This is a genomic window from Saccharopolyspora sp. NPDC049426, from assembly GCF_040676935.1.
Lineage (GTDB): Bacteria > Actinomycetota > Actinomycetes > Mycobacteriales > Pseudonocardiaceae > Saccharopolyspora.
Window position 1 is genome coordinate 402,284 of record NZ_JBFAPZ010000002.1, and the last position, 18,147, is coordinate 420,430.

The 18,147-nt window shown below is 71.4% G+C and carries 17 protein-coding genes; 6 read left to right on the forward strand and 11 right to left on the reverse strand.

The window, feature by feature from the left end:
- Positions 1–2 precede the first annotated feature (2 nt).
- From AB0J78_RS05080 to AB0J78_RS05100, 5 genes are all read right to left on the reverse strand, one after another.
- Positions 3–1,601, reverse strand: coding sequence for a carboxyl transferase domain-containing protein (locus tag AB0J78_RS05080; RefSeq protein WP_363787125.1), 1,599 nt, complete (start codon positions 1,599–1,601; stop codon positions 3–5).
- The gene (locus tag AB0J78_RS05085) at positions 1,598–2,746 is read right to left on the reverse strand and encodes an acyl-CoA dehydrogenase family protein (RefSeq protein WP_363787127.1); all 1,149 of its coding nucleotides are present in this window, start codon (positions 2,744–2,746) and stop codon (positions 1,598–1,600) included. Before AB0J78_RS05085 ends, AB0J78_RS05080 begins: the two co-directional genes overlap by 4 nt.
- On the reverse strand, positions 2,743–4,449 hold the full coding sequence (locus tag AB0J78_RS05090; protein WP_363787129.1) for an acyclic terpene utilization AtuA family protein: 1,707 nt from the start codon (positions 4,447–4,449) through the stop codon (positions 2,743–2,745). The genes AB0J78_RS05085 and AB0J78_RS05090 overlap by 4 nt, the downstream gene beginning before the upstream one ends.
- Positions 4,446–5,237: a TIGR03084 family metal-binding protein gene (locus AB0J78_RS05095; RefSeq protein WP_363787131.1), complete on the reverse strand. Its 792-nt coding sequence runs from the start codon at positions 5,235–5,237 to the stop codon at positions 4,446–4,448. Before AB0J78_RS05095 ends, AB0J78_RS05090 begins: the two co-directional genes overlap by 4 nt.
- 124 nt (positions 5,238–5,361) lie before the next feature.
- Entirely contained in the window at positions 5,362–5,958 is a 597-nt protein-coding gene (locus tag AB0J78_RS05100; RefSeq protein WP_363787133.1) for a hypothetical protein, read from the reverse strand.
- A 279-nt stretch (positions 5,959–6,237) separates the two neighbouring features.
- Here AB0J78_RS05100 and AB0J78_RS05105 point away from each other — a divergent pair, with 279 nt between their 5' ends.
- Positions 6,238–6,549, forward strand: a complete 312-nt coding sequence (locus tag AB0J78_RS05105) for a hypothetical protein (protein WP_363787135.1) — start codon at positions 6,238–6,240, stop codon at positions 6,547–6,549.
- Positions 6,546–7,811 (forward strand): nucleotide sugar dehydrogenase, encoded by a 1,266-nt coding sequence (locus AB0J78_RS05110; RefSeq protein WP_363787137.1) that lies wholly within the window; start codon positions 6,546–6,548, stop codon positions 7,809–7,811. Before AB0J78_RS05105 ends, AB0J78_RS05110 begins: the two co-directional genes overlap by 4 nt.
- Positions 7,812–7,948: 137 nt before the next feature.
- Here the strand turns inward: AB0J78_RS05110 and AB0J78_RS05115 are convergent, their stop codons facing one another.
- From AB0J78_RS05115 to AB0J78_RS05140, 6 genes are read right to left on the reverse strand one after another with little or no spacing between them, the layout of a single operon-like run.
- A complete protein-coding gene (locus AB0J78_RS05115) occupies positions 7,949–8,422 on the reverse strand; it encodes a hypothetical protein (RefSeq protein WP_363787139.1) in 474 nt (157 codons plus the stop codon).
- Positions 8,419–9,309: a Gfo/Idh/MocA family oxidoreductase gene (locus AB0J78_RS05120; protein WP_363787141.1), complete on the reverse strand. Its 891-nt coding sequence runs from the start codon at positions 9,307–9,309 to the stop codon at positions 8,419–8,421. Before AB0J78_RS05120 ends, AB0J78_RS05115 begins: the two co-directional genes overlap by 4 nt.
- Positions 9,309–10,376, reverse strand: a complete 1,068-nt coding sequence (locus tag AB0J78_RS05125; protein ID WP_363787143.1) for an Ldh family oxidoreductase — start codon at positions 10,374–10,376, stop codon at positions 9,309–9,311. The genes AB0J78_RS05120 and AB0J78_RS05125 overlap by 1 nt, the downstream gene beginning before the upstream one ends.
- Positions 10,360–11,643 carry a M20/M25/M40 family metallo-hydrolase gene (locus tag AB0J78_RS05130; RefSeq protein WP_363787144.1) on the reverse strand — a complete coding sequence of 428 codons (1,284 nt, stop codon included), beginning with the start codon at positions 11,641–11,643 and terminating at the stop codon, positions 10,360–10,362. The genes AB0J78_RS05125 and AB0J78_RS05130 overlap by 17 nt, the downstream gene beginning before the upstream one ends.
- Positions 11,643–12,482 (reverse strand): sugar phosphate isomerase/epimerase family protein, encoded by an 840-nt coding sequence (locus AB0J78_RS05135; protein ID WP_363787146.1) that lies wholly within the window; start codon positions 12,480–12,482, stop codon positions 11,643–11,645. Before AB0J78_RS05135 ends, AB0J78_RS05130 begins: the two co-directional genes overlap by 1 nt.
- Positions 12,472–13,434 (reverse strand): Gfo/Idh/MocA family oxidoreductase, encoded by a 963-nt coding sequence (locus tag AB0J78_RS05140; RefSeq protein WP_363787148.1) that lies wholly within the window; start codon positions 13,432–13,434, stop codon positions 12,472–12,474. The genes AB0J78_RS05135 and AB0J78_RS05140 overlap by 11 nt, the downstream gene beginning before the upstream one ends.
- 251 nt (positions 13,435–13,685) lie before the next feature.
- Between AB0J78_RS05140 and AB0J78_RS05145 the strand changes: the two genes are divergently transcribed.
- The 4 genes from AB0J78_RS05145 to AB0J78_RS05160 are packed head-to-tail and all read left to right on the forward strand — an operon-like array spanning position 13,686 to position 18,142.
- On the forward strand, positions 13,686–14,822 hold the full coding sequence (locus AB0J78_RS05145; RefSeq protein ID WP_363787150.1) for a DegT/DnrJ/EryC1/StrS family aminotransferase: 1,137 nt from the start codon (positions 13,686–13,688) through the stop codon (positions 14,820–14,822).
- A complete protein-coding gene (locus AB0J78_RS05150) occupies positions 14,822–15,940 on the forward strand; it encodes a DegT/DnrJ/EryC1/StrS family aminotransferase (protein ID WP_363787153.1) in 1,119 nt (372 codons plus the stop codon). The genes AB0J78_RS05145 and AB0J78_RS05150 overlap by 1 nt, the downstream gene beginning before the upstream one ends.
- Positions 15,930–16,853, forward strand: a complete 924-nt coding sequence (locus tag AB0J78_RS05155) for a UbiA family prenyltransferase (protein WP_363787155.1) — start codon at positions 15,930–15,932, stop codon at positions 16,851–16,853. Before AB0J78_RS05150 ends, AB0J78_RS05155 begins: the two co-directional genes overlap by 11 nt.
- On the forward strand, positions 16,850–18,142 hold the full coding sequence (locus AB0J78_RS05160; protein WP_363787157.1) for an NAD(P)/FAD-dependent oxidoreductase: 1,293 nt from the start codon (positions 16,850–16,852) through the stop codon (positions 18,140–18,142). Before AB0J78_RS05155 ends, AB0J78_RS05160 begins: the two co-directional genes overlap by 4 nt.
- Positions 18,143–18,147 lie beyond the last annotated feature (5 nt).

Genomic DNA, 18,147 nt, shown 5'->3' on the forward strand with positions numbered 1-18,147 from the left:
CCTCACATCCGGAAGACGCCGAAGCCCTCGGCGCCTTCGATCGGGGCGTTGTGGATCGCCGACAGGCACATCCCCAGCACCGTGCGGGTGTCGCGCGGGTCGATGACGCCGTCGTCGTAGAGCCGTCCGGACAGGAACATCGGCAGCGACTCGGCTTCGATCTGGTTCTCCACCGCTTCCCGCATCGCCGCGTCGCCGGACTCGTCGAACGGCTGGCCCTTGGCCTCGGCGGCGGCGCGGCCGACGATCGAGATCACCCCGGCGAGCTGGGCGGGTCCCATCACGGCGGACTTCGCGCTGGGCCAGGAGAACAGGAAGCGCGGGTCGTAGGCCCTGCCGCACATGCCGTAGTGGCCGGCGCCGTAGGAGGCGCCCATCAGCAGCGAGATGTGCGGGACCTTGCTGTTGGACACCGCGTTGATCATCATCGCGCCGTGCTTGATGATGCCGCCCTGCTCGTACTCGGCGCCGACCATGTAACCGGTGGTGTTGTGCAGGAACAGCAGGGGAGTCTCGGCGCGGTTGGCCAGCTGGATGAACTGGGTGGCCTTCTGCGACTCCTCGGAGAACAGCACGCCGCGCGCGTTGGCGAGGATGCCGACGGGATATCCGTGCAGCTCGGCCCACCCGGTGACCAGGCTCGACCCGTAGCGCGGCTTGAACTCGTCGAAGTCGGAGCCGTCGACGACGCGCGCGATCACCTCGCGCGGGTCGAACGGCACCTTCAGATCCGCGGGCACCACGCCGAGCAGCTCGTCGGCCGGGTGCAGCGGCTCGCGCACCTCCGCGCGCGGGGCAGGGCCCTTCTTGCGCCAGTTCAGGCGCTTGACGATGGAACGGCCGATGCGCAGCGCGTCCGGCTCGTCGACGGCGAAGTGGTCCGCCAAACCCGACACGGACGCGTGCATGTCGGCGCCGCCCAGCGATTCGTCGTCGGCGTCCTCACCGGTGGCCATCTTCACCAGCGGCGGGCCACCCAGGAACACCTTCGAGCGCTCCTTGACCATCACCGTGTGGTCGGACATGCCCGGGATGTAGGCGCCGCCGGCCGTGGAGTTGCCGAAGACCAGCGCGATCGTGGGGATTCCCTGCGCGGACAGCCGCGTGAGGTCGCGGAACAGCGCCCCGCCCGGGATGAAGACCTCCTTCTGCGTCGGCAGGTCCGCACCGCCCGACTCGACCAGGGAGATCACCGGCAGCCGGTTGCGCTCCACGATCTCGTTGGCGCGCAACGACTTGCGCAGCGTCCACGGGTTGGAGGTGCCGCCGCGCACGGTCGGGTCGTTGGCGACGATCATGCACTCGACGCCTTCGACGACGCCGATGCCGGTGACCACCGACGCGCCCACCTGGAAGTCGCTGCCCCACGCGGCCAGCGGGCACAGCTCCAGGAACGGGGAGTCCTCGTCGATGAGCAGCTCGATGCGTTCGCGGGCGGTGAGCTTGCCGCGCTTGCGGTGCCGCTCGACCTTCGACGGGCCACCACCGGCGACCGCCGTCGCGTGCGCCTCGTCGACCTCGGCGATCTTGTCGAGCATCGCCTGAGCGGCTTCGGCGTACTCCCCGGAACCGGTCTCCAGCGCGGATCGCAGGATCGTCATTCTCGGTACCCCAATCGGTTCGCCGCCAGTCCGGTCATGATCTCGGTGGTCCCGCCGCCGATGCCGAGGATGCGCATGTCCCGGTACTGGCGCTCGACCTCGGACTCGCGCATGTAGCCGAGCCCGCCGAACAGTTGCAACGCCTGGTGGGCGACCCACTCGCCGGTTTCCACCGCGGTGTTCTTGGCGAAGCACACCTCGACGGTCAGGTCCTGCTCACCGGCCACGGCGCGTTCGGCCAGCCGCCGGGTGTAGACCCGGGCGACGTCGATCTTGCGGGCCATCTCGGTGAGGGTGTTCTGCACGGCCTGCCGGGTGATCAGCGCGCGGCCGAAGGTCTCGCGGTCGCGGCACCACTGCTCGGCCAGGTCCAGGCAGCGCTGCGCGCTGGCGTAGGCCTGCACCGCCAGCGAGAGGCGTTCGCTGAGGAACGCCTGGGCGATGTGGAGGAAGCCGGAGTTCTCCGGTCCCACCAGGTTCTCGGCCGGGACGCGCACGTCGGCGAAGGAGAGCTCGGCGGTGTCGGAGGCGTGCCAGCCCATCTTCTCCAGCTTGCGGGAGACGGTGAAGCCCGGCGCGTCCTTCTCCACCACCAGCAGCGACACCCCGCCCGCGCCGTCGTCGCCGGTGCGCACGGCGGTGACGACGTAGTCGGCGCGGCAGCCCGAGGTGATGAACGTCTTGGCGCCGTTGACCACGTAGTGGTCGTCGTCGCGGTCCGCGCGGGTGCGCAGATGACCGACGTCGGATCCGCCGCCGGGCTCGGTGATGGCCAGCGATCCGATCTTGTGCCCGGCCAGCGTGGGTTTCACCCAGCGCTCGATCTGCCGCGGATCACCGGCCGAAGCCATGTGCGGCACCGCGATTCCGCAGGTGAACAGCGAGGCGAAGGTGCCGCCGGAGCAGCCGGCGTAGTGCATCTCCTCGGCGATGACCGCGGCGTCGATGAGATCACCGCCGCCACCGCCGACCTCGACGGGCAGCGCGGCGCCGAGCAGCCCCAGCGCACCGGCCTTCTCGTGCAGCGAACGCGGTAGTTCGCCCCCGCGCTCCCACTGGTCTTGGTGCGGCAGGACCTCGGTCTCGACGAACCGGCGCGCGGTTTCCCGCAGCACGCGCCGCTCGTCGTCGTCCCACGGGTTCACAGCAGCGCCTCCGGAACGTCGATGTGCCGGGACCGCAGCCATTCGCCGAGTCCCTTGGCCTGGGGGTCGAAACGGGCTTGGGACGCCGCACCTTCGCCGAGGATTCCCTCCACGACGAAGTTCAGCGCCCGCAGGTTGGGCAGCACCGTGCGGCTGATCGGCAGCTCGGCGACCTCCGGGAGCAGGGCGCGCAGGCGGTCGACGGTGAGCGCGTGCGCCAGCCAGCGCCACTGCTGCTCGGTGCGCACCCACACGCCGACGTTGGCGTTGCCGCCCTTGTCGCCGCTGCGCGCGGCCACGAACTCGCCCAGCGGGACCCGCCTGCTGGGTCCGTCCGGAAGCGGTTGCGGCAGAGCCGGATCGGGCAGGGTTTCCAGCGATCGCGTCTCCGATGCGGGCGGCACGTCCACGCGCTCGCCGTTCGGGAGGACCGCGACGTGCGGCACCTGGTCCTGCTCGACGTACCCCGCGGTGAACACCCCGTACGGCGAGGCCTTGCCGGGGACGCTGGTGAGGCTGAACCCGGGGTAGCTCGCCAGCGCCATCTCCACGGCCACACCGGAGAACGCGCGCCCCACCACGTCCTGGTCGGGATCTCGCACCACGCAGCGCAGGATCGCGCTCGCCCGCTCCTCGGTGTCGGCGTCGGGCCGGTCGAGGCGGGACAGCGTCCAGGTCAGCTCGGCCGGTCGCCGGGCGAGCCCGGCTTCCAGCTGGCGTTGCGCGAGTTCGGCCTTGGCCTCGACGTCCAGACCGGTGAGGACGAAGGCCATCTCGTTGCGGAACCCGCCGAGGCCGTTGAGCGAGACCTTCAGCTCCGGCGGCGGAGCTTCGCCGCGCGTGCCGCTGATCCGAACCCGATCGGTACCGTCCTGGCCGACCTCGATGGTGTCGAGCCTGGTGGTGACGTCGGGGCCCGCGTAGCGCGCGTCCTGGACCTCGTACATCAGCTGCGCCGTCACGGTGTCGACGGTGACCGCGCCACCGGTGCCGGGGTTCTTGGTGATCACGCTCGACCCGTCCCGCCGCAGTTCGGCGATCGGGAACCCGGGCCGGGTCAGGTCGGCGATCTCGGTGAAGAACGCGTAGTTGCCGCCGGTGGCCTGCGTTCCGCACTCGATGACGTGGCCCGCGGCGACGGCTCCCGCGAGCGCGTCGTGGTCGGTGCGGTCCCAGCCGAAGTGGGCGGCGGCCGGTCCGACGATGACCGATGCGTCGGTGACCCTGCCGGTGACCACGACGTCGGCCCCGGCGTCCAGGCACTCCGCGATGCCCCAGCAGCCGAGGTAGGCGTTGGCGACCAGGGGCGAACCGAGGTCGAGTTCGGCGGCACGCGCGGTGAGGTCGTCGCCTTCGACGTGCGCGACGGACACGTCCAGCCCGAGCCGCTCGGTGAGCTCGCGGATCCGCGCGGCGAGACCGGCGGGGTTCGCGCCCCCGGCGTTGGCCACGATCCGCACCCCGCGCTCGGCGGCGAGGCCGAGGCACTCCTCCAGCTGGCGCAGGAAGGTCTTGGCGTAGCCGAGATCGGGGTCCTTGAGCCGGTCGCGGCCGAGGATGAGCATCGTCAGCTCGGCCAGGTAGTCACCGGTGAGCACGTCGAGCTCGCCGCCGGTGAGCATCTCGCGCATCGCGGAGAGCCGGTCGCCGTAGAAGCCGGAGCAGTTGCCGATCCGGAGGAGTTCGGGGTCGGCGCCGATCACGAGTGCTGCCCCGGCTTCCGGCCCTCGCCGGGCGCTCCGGCGAACGCCTGCGCGATGGTCAGCCAGTGCGCGGCGTCGGCTCCGACGGTCTCGACGGCGAGGTCGTCGGGATGCCGTCGCTGGGTGACCAGCAGGCAGAAGTCCAGCGCGGGACCGGTGATCCGCTGCGCGGCGTCGGGCGGCCCCCATTCCCACGCTTCGCCGCCGGGACCGACCAGTTCGACGCGGAACGGTTCGGCCGGCGGGGTCTGGCCGTGGGTGGCGTAGGCGAAGTCGCGGGTGCGCACGCCGATGTGCGCGACGTTGCGGAGCCGCGCGGTGGGGGCGCGGGTGACGCCGAGCGCGTCGGCGATGTCCTGGCCGTGCGCCCAGGTCTCCATCAGCCGCGCGGTGGCCATCGAACCGACGCCCATCGGCGGGCCGAACCACGCGAGCTTGCGGCCGTCCTCGACGCGGCGCAGGGCTTCGGCCAGTTGTGAGCGGCCGATCCGCCAGCTCGAGAGGAGGTCGGCGGGCCGTGCGCGGGCGCGTTCCTCGGCGCCTGCGTCGACGAAGCCGAACGGGTCCTGCACCGCCCGCTCGACGACGGCGGCGAAGCCGTCGGGGTCGGTGGCCGACAGCAGTGCGACGTCGTCGGTCCAGGCCAGATGGGCGATCTGGTGCGCGATCGTCCATCCCTCGGCGGGCGTCGCGAGGAACCACTGCTCCTCGTCCAGCCCGGCGACGAGCTCGTCGAGCTCATCGCCTTCCGCACACATGTCATCCAGCAGAGCGCCCACGTTGGCCATGCCGACCAGGGTGGGCCCGCCGTGAGGAAAAATCAAGCACGATTGATTGATTCTGTGACAAGAAGATGGGCGGAGCCTCCCGGATCCGCCCATCGACTCGTGGGGTCCTACCAGCGCGGTGGGATCACTGGCTCAGCTCGTACTTGCCGCCGAAGTCGAGCGACGACAGTCCGCCGCCGAGGCAGCCGCCCGCCGCGGAGGCCATGTCGAACTGGCCGGTGCCCTTGTGCTGGGCGTCGGTGAACTCCCCGTTGACCGTCTTGCCGGTGAACGCACCGGTGATCGGCTGACCCGGGTTGCTGAGGTCGCCCTCCATGTTGAGGTTGAAGTTGGCCTTGCTCGTCTTCGTGCTGCCGTCCTCGTACTTCCAGGTGATGTCGACGTCACCGCCGACATCGCGCGGCAGGGAAGTGCAGGACATCCTGCCCGCGAGGTCGCCGGTGAACGTCGCGCCCACGACGCCCTCGGCGGCACGGCCGGTCGGCTTGCAGTTGGCCGCCTTGCCGTCGACCTTCATCTGGGTGTTCGCACCGAGCGGGCTCCCGGACAGCGCCGGGGCGAACGCGGCCGTTCCGCTCAGGTCGCACGTCAGCAGTGTCTTGGCGGCAGGCTCGGGGGAGGGTTCGGCCTGCGCCGTCAAGGCACCCGCGAGCAGCGGGGCGGCGGCGAGAACGGCAGCCGCGCTGAAAATGCCAGACTTCGTACCGAGTTTGGAAAACATGCGGATTGAACTCCTTCGTTCACAAGAGGATGAAGGACATCTTTCGCCCTTCGGTTCAGAATGGGAGCACGGTTCCGTCCCGGCGGCAGGCCATGTCGCACGATCGAGCGCACTATGGGTGCGGTCTCGCGAATGCGGATGTCTTCTCGCTGCGCGGTTTTTCAGCCGTTGCTACAGTCCGCCCCGTTGTTCTCCGGGAATTCCGCAGATCGCGTCCCGGTCTTCTCCTGCCCGGTCGCGGAGGCGCCGCGACTGGAAAGAACGGAAAGGGAATATGCCATGAGAATTGCGCGTTTCGCCGCTGTGCTCCTCGCGTCCGGTGTGGTGGCGACGGGAATCGCGGGCACGGCCGTCGCGCAGGCTCCGTCGGACCAGGTGTTGGTGTTCATCGCCGACGCCGTCGTGCCCGTCGAGAAGTTCCAGAGCCCCGCGGGATGCCACAGGCTGCCTCTGGGCACGCACGTGGTCATCAACGACACCGACGACGCGATCACGCTGTACCCCGCGCCCGACTGCTCAGGACTGGGAGTTCCGCTGGATCCCGGGCACGGCGCCCACGAGCTCCCGGCGTTCGGCAGCTTCAAGGCATGACCGATCCACGACTCGACCTGGTCGTGGTCGGGCTGGGCTACGTCGGGCTCCCGCTGCTGGTCCGCGCGCACGAAACCGGCATGCGCACCGCCGGTTTCGACATCTCCGGCGAGGTCGTGGCCGGGCTGAACGCGGGCCGCTCGCACGTGGCCGACGTCCTGGACTCCGTGGTCGCCGAGATGGTGGCCACGGGGTTCGGGGCCAAGACCGATCCGTCGGTGATCGCCGACGCCGACACCGTCGTGCTGTGCGTGCCCACCGGTCTCACCGGTGGCGCCCCCGACCTGAGCTCGGTCCGCGCGGCCGCGCGCTCGGTGGGGGAGAACCTGCGACCGAACACCTTGGTCGTGCTGGAATCCACCTCCTACCCGGGGACGACCGAGGACGTCGTGCGCCCGATCCTGGAGAGCGGCAGTGGACTTCGCGCGGGCGAGGACTTCCACCTGGCCTACTCGCCGGAGCGCATCGATCCCGGCAACCCGCAGTTCGGCGTGCGCAACACACCGAAGGTGGTGGCGGGCGTGACGCCGCTGTGCGCCAAGTACGGCGTGGCGTTCTACGGCCGCTTCATCGACACCCTCGTGGTCTCACGCGGGACGCGCGAGGCGGAGATGGCAAAGCTGCTGGAGAACACCTACCGCTACGTCAACATCGCGCTGGTGAACGAGGTGGCGCTGTTCTGCGACCGGATCGGGATCGACGTGTGGGACGTGCTGCACTGCGCGGGCACCAAACCCTTCGGCTACGCCCCGTTCCAGCCAGGACCCGGTGTCGGCGGCCACTGCATCCCGGTCGATCCGGTCTACCTGCAGAGCGCGGCCGAAGGCGCCGGATTCGCCTTCCGGACCCTGGTCGCCGCCCGCGAGGTGAACGAGCGGATGTCCGAGCACGTGGTGTGCCGGGCTCAACGGCTGTTGCGCGACAGCGGAACTCACGTCGACGGTGCCAAGGTGCTGCTGCTGGGGGTGAGCTACAAGCCCGACATCGCCGACATCCGGGAGACACCGGCGGTTCCGGTCGCCGCCGGACTGCTGCGCGCCGGTGCCGAGGTCGTCTACCACGATCCGCACGTGCCCGGATTCGAGGTCGTGGGCCGGCCGTTGAACCGCGTGGACCACCTCGACGACGGGCTTCGGGAGGCGGATGTCGCGATCGTGCTGCAGGACCACTCCTGCTACGACCCGGTGCGGTTGGTCGCCTCGCGGTGCCTGCTCCTGGACACCCGAGGCAAACTCGCCGGCGAGAACGTGCATTCTCTTTGATCGTGCTCTTTTTGGCTCGTCGGTGCGGGTGCCGGAAACCGCCGAAAGGGGAAAGCGCTGCGGCCCTCCTGCTCCGGGTGCACCGACTCGTGTATGACCAATGCACCACGTCGGTGCATCCTCGCAGGAGGACCGCCTCAGAACCCGCGGCGGTGCGAGCTGAGTCCCGCACCTGAAGCCGCGGCTGTCGCCGCTTCCTGAACTTCCGGATGCTGGGAAAAGGACAGCTCCGTCTCCGGTCGCAGGTCCAGATCGCTTCCGCTGAGCGGGGTTTCGGCGTGGATGAGGATGTTGTAGTGGTTCGGGAAGTGGCAGGCGTCGAAGCCGAGCACGGTGCCCACGAAGCGGTCCCCGATGCGGAGCCGATCGCCGCGGTCGATCACGCCGCCGCGGTCGAACTCGGCGAAGCCGACGAACGCCACCCGGTCGATGCGCGAACCCGACGCCGTCTCGACGTCATCTGTGGTGACGAGTTCGTGCACGTCACCGGCCCGGACGCAGCGGCTCGCGTGCGGTTCGAGCGACATGCCGCGCTCGTGGCGGTGATGCACCAAGACCTTGACGAGTCGTGCCGTCAACGTCCTCTTCGGACCGTCCTCCTCGGGGTTCACCGCGCCTCCTGCTCTCGGTAGACCGCGTGCACGAGTTCCAGCGCGGCCGGCCCGCCGGGATCGGCGCCGGTCGTGGAGGCGAACGCGTCGAGCACTCCGCGGTACTCGTGCCACAGCGAGTCCTTGAACCCCGGATGCCCGGCCAGCATGTCGGCGCGCAGTCGAGTTCCGTCCGCCAGCAGCACTTCCACGTCCTTCGTCTCTCCCGGGTGCGACCAGTCCAGCTCGACGACGGCCGGGACCCCGGAGGCCGATTCCAGCTCGACCACGGCCTGCCGGTCGGTTCCGCGCTCCTCCTTGATCACGGCGTGCGCGAGGTCGACGTCACCGAGGAACAGCCGGACGAGGTCGAAGGCGTTGGGCCCGTTGTCGGCCACGCACCCGCCTCCGCAGCGCGCCGGGTCGAGGTACCAGGTGTCGCCGCCGATGTGCTCCTCGATGCGCTCCAGGTAGCGCACCCGCATCGCCGACACCGGGCCGCGCGCGGCCACCTCGGAGCGCAACCGGAGCACGTTGTCGTTGTAGCGGCGGTGGAAGGAGGTCAGCAGCGGAACTCCCAGCCGCGTGGACAGATCCACCAGCTCGCGGGCGTCGGCCAAGGCGACCGCGAGGGGTTTCTCCACGCACACCGCGACACCGTGCCGCAGCGCGTCCCGGCACACCTCGGCGTGAACGTCGTTGGGGGCGCACACGATGACACCGTCGAGCTCGACGCGTCCGAACAGCTCCCGGTGATCCTGGAAAACGCGGACGTCCGGCGGGAACCCGCGCAGCTTCTCGGGGCGCACGTCGCACACCGCGCTCAGCCGCCACTCCGGCGAGGCCTCGATGGCGGCGAGGTAGTACGCGGAGATGGCGCCGAGTCCGACGACCGCGACGCGGCGCATCAGCCGACCACCGCTTCGTCCAGTTCGAGCAGGTGCGCGAGCAGGCCCCGCCGGACCGGCACGCCCTCCCGCCGCCGTCCCATCGCCCGCTCCGCTTCCCACCAGCCCGGGTAGTGCACCTCGCCGGTGGGCGGGCAGTCGTGCACCGCGCCGAACATCGCCCGCGCGGACTCGGTGAAGCCCGGGCGCAGCCGCTCGCCGTCGATGGCCAGCACGAAGTAGCCGATGTCGTCGTCGCGCCCGGCGTTGCCGAGCAGCGCCTCCCGGGTGGGGCCGAGGGCGGAACCGGAGAGCAGGGCGGCGAGGAGTTCGACGACCAGCCCGAGCCCGAAACCCTTGTAGGCGCCGGTGTCGGGCTCCCCGCCGAGCCAGCGCAGGTGGGCGGTGCCGTCGTCGAAGGCGCTCGGATCGGTGACCGGGCGCCCGGTGTCGTCGGCCAACCATCCGCCCGGGATCGCCGCACCGTCACCGGCGGCGACCCGAACCTTGCCGGTGGGGACCACGGTCGTGCTCATGTCCAGAAGGAACGGGTGATCCGGCAACGCGGGCGCGGCCACCGCGAGAGGATTGGTGCCCAGCAGCCGCACCGCACCCCGGGGTGGACGGGCGATGCGCTGACCGCCGCAGTTGCTCGCGACGACACCGATCAGGCCCTGCTCGGCGGCGCGCGCCGCGTGGAAACCGGCGCAGCCGAAGTGGGTGGCGCCGTGCACGGATACCAGGCCGATCCCGTGCTGCCGGGCGCGTTCGATCGCGTCGTCCATCGCCTCCGACGCCGCCCACAGGCCCAGCGCGCGTCCGGCGTCGATCGTCGCGCAGGCGCCCAGATCCGTCCTGGTGACCGGTTCGGCGCGCGGGTCGACGCGGCCGGCGTCGAACAGCGGCAGGTACAGGCGGGGCAGGTTGAACACGCCGTGCGAGTCGAAGCCGCACAGGTCGCCGTGGCACAGCGCCGAGGCCGCCAGCCGGGCGCGGTCGTCGGGCACGCCGCGCGCGCGGAACTGCTCGGTGACCAGGCGGTGGAGTCGTTCGTGCGGGACCTGCACGACGTCAGGCTGCGGGTTCATCGTGGTGTTCCTCTCCGGTGCGTTGCCGGGCGAATCCGGTGAGCACGGCCGAGACGACGGCCGCGAACTCCTCCAGCTCGGCGCGGTCGGCGTACTCGCCTTCGGCGTGGGCGTTGTTGGTGTCCAGGCGACCGGGCCCGAGCACGGCGGTGTAGCTGCCGGGCAGGTCGTGCAGCCAGATCGCGTCGCAGGTGAATCCCGGTTCGTCGTCCGGCCATCGCTGCGCGCCGGAGCGGGCGAGGAGGTCCTCGGCCCACGGGTCGCTGTTGTCCAAGCAGGGCAGGCCGCGCTTGAGCCAGTCGACGCGGGTGATCGCCGCCGCGTCCCGCGCGGTGCGGGCGAACTCCCGGCTCCCGGCGAACAGCTGGCGGAACCGGTCGAGGCCGTCGTCGACTTCGCGGTGCAGCGCGACCTCGGCGTCGGATCCTTCGGCCGTGGTGGCGTAGGAGAGGTTGAGCAGCAGTTCCCCGGAGCCGTAGACGCGGTTGTGCAGGTCGCCGGTGCGCAGTCCGGCGACGCACAACCTCCCGGGGCGGTCGGCCGGATCGAGCCTGTCGGCCAGGTGCTGGGCGAGGAACCCGAGCAGCACGGTCGCGTTGTGGCCGGCGTCGGGCCGGTCGTCGATCGAGCCGTGGCCGTCGACCTGCACCCGCGCGGTCATCGACGCCGTGGACCGCGGCAGGTAGCGCAGGCCGGTGGGTTCGCAGCAGATGTTGAGCCTGCCGACGTGTCCCCGCTCGACGAGCGGGCGGGTGCCGAAGGTGCCCATCGCGCCGCCCTCCTCGCCCGAGACCACCTGCAGCAGCACGGAAACGTCCCGTCCCAGCGCGGGTTCGGTGGCCAGAGCCTCCCGGACTCCTGAGAGCACGGCCACCGAAGGGCCTTTCGCGTCGATCGCGCCACGTCCGGTGAACCGTCCCGCGTGCAGACCGGCGGGTTCGAGACCCGCGACGGTGTCCAGGTGCACGTTGAACATGACCGTCGCGGATCGCGGCAGGTCGGGTCCGAGGCGCAGCAGCAGGCTCGGCTGCGCGTCGAGGAAGCCCGGTCCCGCGCGGCGAACGACCTCGGGCACGTCGGAGCGGTCGAGCACTCTCGGATCGGGCGGGCCGTGGTGCAGCACCTGGAACCCGATCTCCTCGGCGGCTCGGGCGTAGCGGCGCTGGGCCTGCCAGAGCTGCGGGGTCTCCGCCGTCTCCAGCGGGCTGACCGTCGGCGTGCCCAGCAGCTCCAGCAGCAGCGCGCAGTCGTCCTCGGTGAAGGGCATCAGGCGGCGCCGGTGGGTGCGGCCTGCAGCAGCTCCTCCAGCCGTCGCCCGGCCCGCAGGAACGGAGCCGGATCGGAGGCGGCCAGTCCCTCGTGCGGCCGCGTGAGCAGGTGCGGTTCGAGGGAGAACGCGCCGGTGTAGCCGTGGTCGAGCAGCATCCGCAGGCAGTCCCGCACGCGCGCGTTCCCGTCACCGGGGAGCACGTACTCGGCGTGGCCGGGAGAGCCGACGGCGTCCTTGACGTGCACGTGCTCGACGTGCGGCAGGATCCGCTGGAGCACGTCGACGGCGTCGTAGCCGTGATCGACGCCGTTGCCCACGTCGAACAGCAGCCGCAGGCACGGCCCGCCGGCGTCCACCAGCCGCAGCATCCGCTTGGGGTCCGAACCTGCCCAACCCGAGCAGTTCTCGTGCAGCAGCACCACGCCGTGGCGGGCCGCTCGGTCGCCCAGCAGCGCGATCCGGTCCAGCACCCGCGCCTGCCACTCCGGTTCGTCCAGACCGTCGGAGAGGTAGGACATGATCCTGATGTAGCGGGTGCCCAGGCTCGCGCACCGCTCGGCCAGCACGTCGAGTTCTCGCAGATCCGCCGTCGGGGGCGCGGTGATGGGACGTGACCAGTTGCCGACGCGCGAATCCAGGCACACCACGCGCAGCCCGGCGGCCCGGACCGCCCGGTGCACCCGCAGGAAGCGCGACGAGTCCAGGTCGGCCAGCGCGAGGCCGTCGACCGCGCGCAGCTCGATGCCGCGCCAGCCGAGCTCGGTGATCGCGGCGATCTGCTCCGGCAGCGCGGCGGCGGCTTCGTCCCCGATCCCGGCGAGCTGGTCAGCGTGCATGCGCGAGCGTCCTCTCCTTGGCCGCGGTGAGCAGGCGGATGATGTCGGCGTGCAGGCCGAAGGTGCCGTGCTCGCCCGCCGGCCGGAGGTGGTGGAGGTAGGTGCGGACCATCCAGCGGGTCAGCGCGTCGTCGCGGAAAACCGCTCTGCGGCCGTTGATGTCGAGCTGCGCGTGGTCGTCGTCGGCCCCGATCGGGTAGTGGCCGACGATCCGGCCGCCGTCGAGTTCGAGGGTGATGCGGCGGCGGCGGATCGGCGCGGTCAGGTCGGACCGGATCTCGCTGCGCACGCCGCTCGCGTGCGTCAGCGCCAGCCGTGCGCTGCCCAACCTGGGCAGCACGGTGTCGGCGAAGCGCATGTCGGCGCACTCGGCCTCGGCGAGCTCGGCCGCACCGGCCAGCCGCAGCACGACGCCGAGCGAGTGCGGCAGCTCCACGTCGAACGCGGTCGGGTGGCCGCTGGTCGCGCAGGACCGGGTGAAGCGGGGTTTGTCCTGGTCGAAGGTGATCGACCGCAGCCTGCCGCGCCCGACGAGCCCGGTGAGGTGCTCGGTGATCCGGGAATCGAGCCAGTGGCTGACCACCGCGACGTCCAGGTCGTGCCGGTCGCGCAACGCGCTGATCGCCGCCAGCTCGTCCAGGTCGGTGGCCAGCGGTTTCTCGACGATGATGCGGCGGAATCCGTGCTGGGCGAGTTCGGCGAGGACCGCCGCGCGCCCCTGCGGCGGCGTGCAGACGTGGGCGACGGTGCGGTTCGGGTCGAGCAGCGCGGCCGCGGTGGCGATCGAGTCGGTCGCGGTGACGTCCGGCCGGTGTCGTCTCGTGTCGGGGTCGCAGGCCACCACGGGGCCCGGCGCGAACAGCCCGGAGGCGACCTCGCGGGCCTGCGCCAGCACCCGCAGGTGCAGACCCGATCCGGCACGGCCGAGCCCGATCACGAAGGGTTGCAACATCGCACGACGTCCTTTGTGGACCAATGAGGGGAGTGGGAGCACCGGGGATCCCGGCTCAGGCTGACTGTACAGATCACTGCGGGAGCCGGAAGTCGTTCTGCGGACGGAGAAACGGTGTCTCACTGGAAGGAGTGAAGATGGCTCTTCCAGCCGTCGGCGGCGATCAGGAGTCGTTAGGTTCGATCTAGGTCCGGCAGCGCTGCACAGGGGGTTGGTCGACGGTGTCCCTCGGGACGAAATTCGTTGGGGGAGTGGCGGGAGGAGCCGTTCCGTTCTTCTCCCAGGCGCGCGCCTTCGAAAGGCTCTGGCCGGAGATCAGCGCCCGCATCTGCGACGTGTTCGACAACGGGAAGTTCTCCCACGGAGAGCAGGTCGGTGAACTCGAAACCGCGCTGGCGGAATATACCGGCGCGCGTCGGGTGGTCGGCGTCAACAGCGGAACCGACGCGTTGGTCCTGCTGCTGCGGGCCCTCGGCGTCCGCTCCGGCGACGAGGTCGTGGTCCCCGCCTACTCCTTCATCGCCACCGCCACCGCCGTGGTCCTCGCCGGCGGCACACCGGTGTTCGCCGACATCGACCCCGACACGTACGCGCTGGACCCGGCCGAGATCGCCCGGGTCGCCACGCCCCGCACCCGCTTCGTGATGCCCGCGCACCTGTTCTGCCGGATGGCCGACGTCGACGGGATCAACGAGGTCGCGTGCGACCTGGGGCTGACGGTGGTCGAGGACAGCGCCGAGGCCATCGGCATGCGCCACGGCGGCGTGCACGCGGGCCTGCACGGAGCGGGCGGTGTGCTGTCGTTCTTCCCCACCAAGACGCTCGGGGCGCTCGGTGACGCGGGTGCGGTGCTCACCGACGACGACCGCCTGGCCGACACCGTCGCGGCGCTGCGCCACCACGGGCGAGCCGGCCGGACCCTCAACGACTTCCCGGCGATCTCCACCGAGACCGCGATGGCGGGCACCAACAGCAAGATGGACGACATCCAGGCCGCGATCCTGCTGGCCAAGCTGCGGCACCTCGACGAGGACATCGCCCGCCGCGCCGAACTCGCCGAGCGCTACCGAGTCGGCCTCGACGGAGTCGTGCGGCTGCCGGATCCCGGCGACGCACCGGTGTTCTACGTGCAGCTGATCGAGGTCGAGCTCCGCGACGCGCTGGCCGCGCACCTCGCCGAGCGGGGCATCGGCACCGAGGTCTACTACCCGGCGCCGCTGCACCTGCAGCCGTGCTTCGCCGCGCACGGCCACCGCCCGGGTGACTTCCCGCGCGCCGAAGCCGCCAGCGCCCGAGCCCTCGCGCTCCCGCTGCACGCCGACCTGGAGCCCGAGCAGGTCGACCGGGTGTGCGCGACGATCCGCGAGTTCTACACCGGGAGGCCCTGATGGAGATCCCGTTCTTCCCGCCCGACCTGTTCGAGCAGGACCGCAAGGTGATGCTCGACCTCATCCGCGAGATCGGGGTGGCGCCGGAGCAGAAGTTCATCCTCGGCGAGCGCACCCGGGTCTTCGAGGAGATGCTGCGCGACGACCTCGGCGCGGCCGACGTCGTCGCCTGCGGCAGCGGCACCAGCGCGCTGGGCCTCGTGCTGCGCGCGATGGAGATCGGTCCCGGTGACGAGGTCGTGGTGCCCGCCTTCGGGTGCGCTCCGCTGGCCTCCGCTGTTCTGGAGGCCGGTGCGCAGCCGGTGTTCGCCGACGTCGACCCGCGCACCGCGGTCGTCGACCCCGAGGACGTGGCCGCGCGGATCACCCACCGCACCAAGGCGATCATGCCCGCGCACATGTTCTCGGTCATGGCCGACATGCCCCGGTTGACCGAGATCGCCGCCTCGCGCGGGGTGCGGCTCGTCGAGGACTCCGCGGTCGCGCAGGGCGCGGTCATGGCGGGAACCCCCGCCGGGTTGTGGGGCGAGGCGGGCGTCTACTCGTTCGTGCAGGTCAAGTCCTTCGGCATGCCGGGGGAGGGCGGCGCGGTGGTGACCCGCGACGCCGAGCTGGGCGCGCGGGTGCGGATGCTGCGCAACCACGGTCAGCGGGCCCGGTTCGTGCACGAGGTGGTGGGCACCAACAGCCGCTTCGACGAGATCCAGGCCGCGTTCCAGACCTACCGCTACGCCGGGTTCACCGAACGCCTGGCCCGCCGCGCCGCCATCGCCGACCACTACACCGCGTGCTTCACCTCGCTGCCGGACGTCGTCCCACCGCCGCCCGGTCGCGACGGGCGGTGCTACTACGTCTACTGCGTGCAGAGCGACCGGCGCGACGAGCTGCGCGCGTTCCTCGCGGCGCGCGGGATCGGCTCGCACGTGTACTACCCGAGTCCGCTGCCCGAGCAGCCCGCGTTCGCGCCGCACGCCCCGGTGGGCGAGGCGTGGCCGGGCGCCGGGCGCGCGTGCGCGCGGATCCTCGCGCTGCCGGTCTACCCGCACCTGTCCGACGACGAGGTCGAGCACGTCGCCGACGCCGTGCGCGAGTTCAGCGAGGGCCCGCATGTCCGCTGAGATCGTTGAGAACCGCGCGACGGGTGGTGTTCGCGACTACCTGCGGCTCGGCAAGTTCGACGTCTACGACTACTACCTGGGCATCCTGATCGTCGCCTCCGCGGCACCCGCGGCACCCGTGACGCTGCTGCTGTTCCTGCTCGGCGAGGTCGCGGTGATCGTCGCCGGTGTCGCGTTCGACGACGTCACCGGCTACCGCGACGGCAGCGACCTGGTCAACTACGGACCCGACGACCGGCTGCGCAAGAAGCTCCGCAAACCGCTGGTCGCCGGAACGCTGACCGAGTCGCAGGCGCTCCGCTTCGCCTGGGGCGCGGCGGCGCTCGGAGCAGCCCTCTGGACGGCGGCGGTGCTGACCGCCCCGCACCGTCCGATGTGGAGCCTGGTGCTGCTGGTCGTGGTGTTCGCCGCGGCGTTGCAGTACTCCTACGGGCTCAAGCTCAGCTACCGCGGTTTCCAGGAGGCGTTCCTGGTTGTGCTGGGGATGACCCTGGTGCTGGCGCCGCACGGTCTGATCACCGGCGAGTTCTCCGGGTTCCTGCTGGTGCAGGCGGTGCTGTTCGGGATGGGGCCGCTGATGTTCGGGGTGTACTCCAACACCAACGACGTCGACGGCGACCGCGCGGTGGGCCGCCCGACCGTGGCCGCGCTGACCACCGAACGGGGCAACGCCCGGTTCATCGGCGCGCTGTCGGTGGGCGAGTTCCTGCTGGTAGCGCTGGCTTCGCTGACCGGAGTCGCGCCGTGGTGGTTCGCGCTGCTGGTGCTGCCCGCCACCGCGCTGCGAGCGCGGCAGTACCACCTGGGCTTCGTCGTCGGGGACATCATGCGTGCCCGCAAGCTCGGCTTCACCGCGCACCGCACGTGCGTGGCCCTGCTGGTGCTGGCCAACGTCCTGGTGGCGATCGGATGAGCCCCGACGTCGACGTGGCCGTCGTGGGAGCGGGCATCGCCGGCCTCACCGCGGCCCGCGAGCTGCGCCGCACCGGGCTGGACGTGCGGGTCTACGAAGCCGCCGAGCGGGTCGGCGGGCGCATGGCCACCGCCCGCGTCGACGGGTACGCGATCGACACCGGCGCCGAGCAGATCTCCCCGCGCGGATACCCGGCGACCTGGGACCTGCTGCGCCGGTTGGACTTCCGCACGGCCGACGTGCCCCCGATCGGCAATCCCATCGCGATGTGGCGAAACGGCAAGGCGCACCTCGGATTCGGTTCCGCCCGCGGCCTGCTCACCGGAGCGGGGCTGTCGCCGCGCGCACGACTGGACGTGCTGCGGCTGCCGACGCGCATCGACCTGGATCGCCCCGAGAGGTCGAGCCTGGGCGATGCCACGGTGACCGAGCTCGCCTCCCGCCACCACCCCGACGTGCACGACTACCTGCTCCAGCCCGCCGCGTCGTTCTGCCTCTGGGATCCGCGGCGGTCCTCGGCCGCGGTGCTGCTCGGGATGCAGCGGGCGGTCGGCGACACCTCGACCTGGCGCACCTACCGGGAGGGCATGGACCAGCCCTGCCGTCGGATGGCCGCCGAGCTGGACGTGGTCACCGGGCAGCCGGTGAGCGAGGTCGTCTCCGACGGTGCCTCCGCGCGGCTTCGGGTGGGTGAGGACGTGATCACCGCGCGGCAGGTGCTGCTGTGCGTGCCGGCTCCGGTCGCCGCCGCGCTGCACGCCAATCCGCCTGCGGCGGAAGCGGAATTCCTGACCGCGTGCACCTTCACCTCGGCGATCAAGGTGGCCGTCCCGCTCCACTTCCCGGTCGCGCTGCGCGGCTGGCCCTACCTGCTGATCACCCCGCGAGCCGAGGAAGACCTGCTGGCGGGGATCCTCTTCGACCACCTCAAGCACCCGGACCGCGTGCCGGCGGGCAAGGGGATGGTGACGGCGGTCGTCAACGCCGAATCCACCCCGGAACTCCTCGCCGCGCCCGACCACGAGGTGGCCTCCCGCGTCACCGCGGCTGCGCGGCGCTACGTGCCGGTCGGCGGCGCGGCGCACGTGCACCGCCACACCTGCGCGCTGCCCGAGTGCACTCCGGCGGCCCTCGTCGCCCTGCCGGGTTTCCGGGGGCGGGAGCTCGGGCCGGTGGACTACGCCGGGGACTGGGTGGAGCTGCGCCCCTACAGCGAGGGCGCCGTCCGCACGGGCGCGCTGGCCGCGTCCCGCACGCTCAGCAGGCTCGGTTCGCCGATCCCGGCCTGACGGAA

Coding starts and splice junctions, on each gene's coding strand:
- AB0J78_RS05080 (WP_363787125.1), bottom strand. CDS start 1,601: ATGACGATCCTGCGATCCGCGCTGGAGACCGGTTCCGGGGAGTACGCC.
- AB0J78_RS05095 (WP_363787131.1), bottom strand. CDS start 5,237: ATGGCCAACGTGGGCGCTCTGCTGGATGACATGTGTGCGGAAGGCGAT.
- AB0J78_RS05100 (WP_363787133.1), bottom strand. CDS start 5,958: ATGTTTTCCAAACTCGGTACGAAGTCTGGCATTTTCAGCGCGGCTGCC.
- AB0J78_RS05105 (WP_363787135.1), top strand. CDS start 6,238: ATGAGAATTGCGCGTTTCGCCGCTGTGCTCCTCGCGTCCGGTGTGGTG.
- AB0J78_RS05110 (WP_363787137.1), top strand. CDS start 6,546: ATGACCGATCCACGACTCGACCTGGTCGTGGTCGGGCTGGGCTACGTC.
- AB0J78_RS05120 (WP_363787141.1), bottom strand. CDS start 9,309: ATGCGCCGCGTCGCGGTCGTCGGACTCGGCGCCATCTCCGCGTACTAC.
- AB0J78_RS05125 (WP_363787143.1), bottom strand. CDS start 10,376: ATGAACCCGCAGCCTGACGTCGTGCAGGTCCCGCACGAACGACTCCAC.
- AB0J78_RS05130 (WP_363787144.1), bottom strand. CDS start 11,643: ATGCCCTTCACCGAGGACGACTGCGCGCTGCTGCTGGAGCTGCTGGGC.
- AB0J78_RS05135 (WP_363787146.1), bottom strand. CDS start 12,482: ATGCACGCTGACCAGCTCGCCGGGATCGGGGACGAAGCCGCCGCCGCG.
- AB0J78_RS05140 (WP_363787148.1), bottom strand. CDS start 13,434: ATGTTGCAACCCTTCGTGATCGGGCTCGGCCGTGCCGGATCGGGTCTG.
- AB0J78_RS05150 (WP_363787153.1), top strand. CDS start 14,822: ATGGAGATCCCGTTCTTCCCGCCCGACCTGTTCGAGCAGGACCGCAAG.
- AB0J78_RS05155 (WP_363787155.1), top strand. CDS start 15,930: ATGTCCGCTGAGATCGTTGAGAACCGCGCGACGGGTGGTGTTCGCGAC.
- AB0J78_RS05160 (WP_363787157.1), top strand. CDS start 16,850: ATGAGCCCCGACGTCGACGTGGCCGTCGTGGGAGCGGGCATCGCCGGC.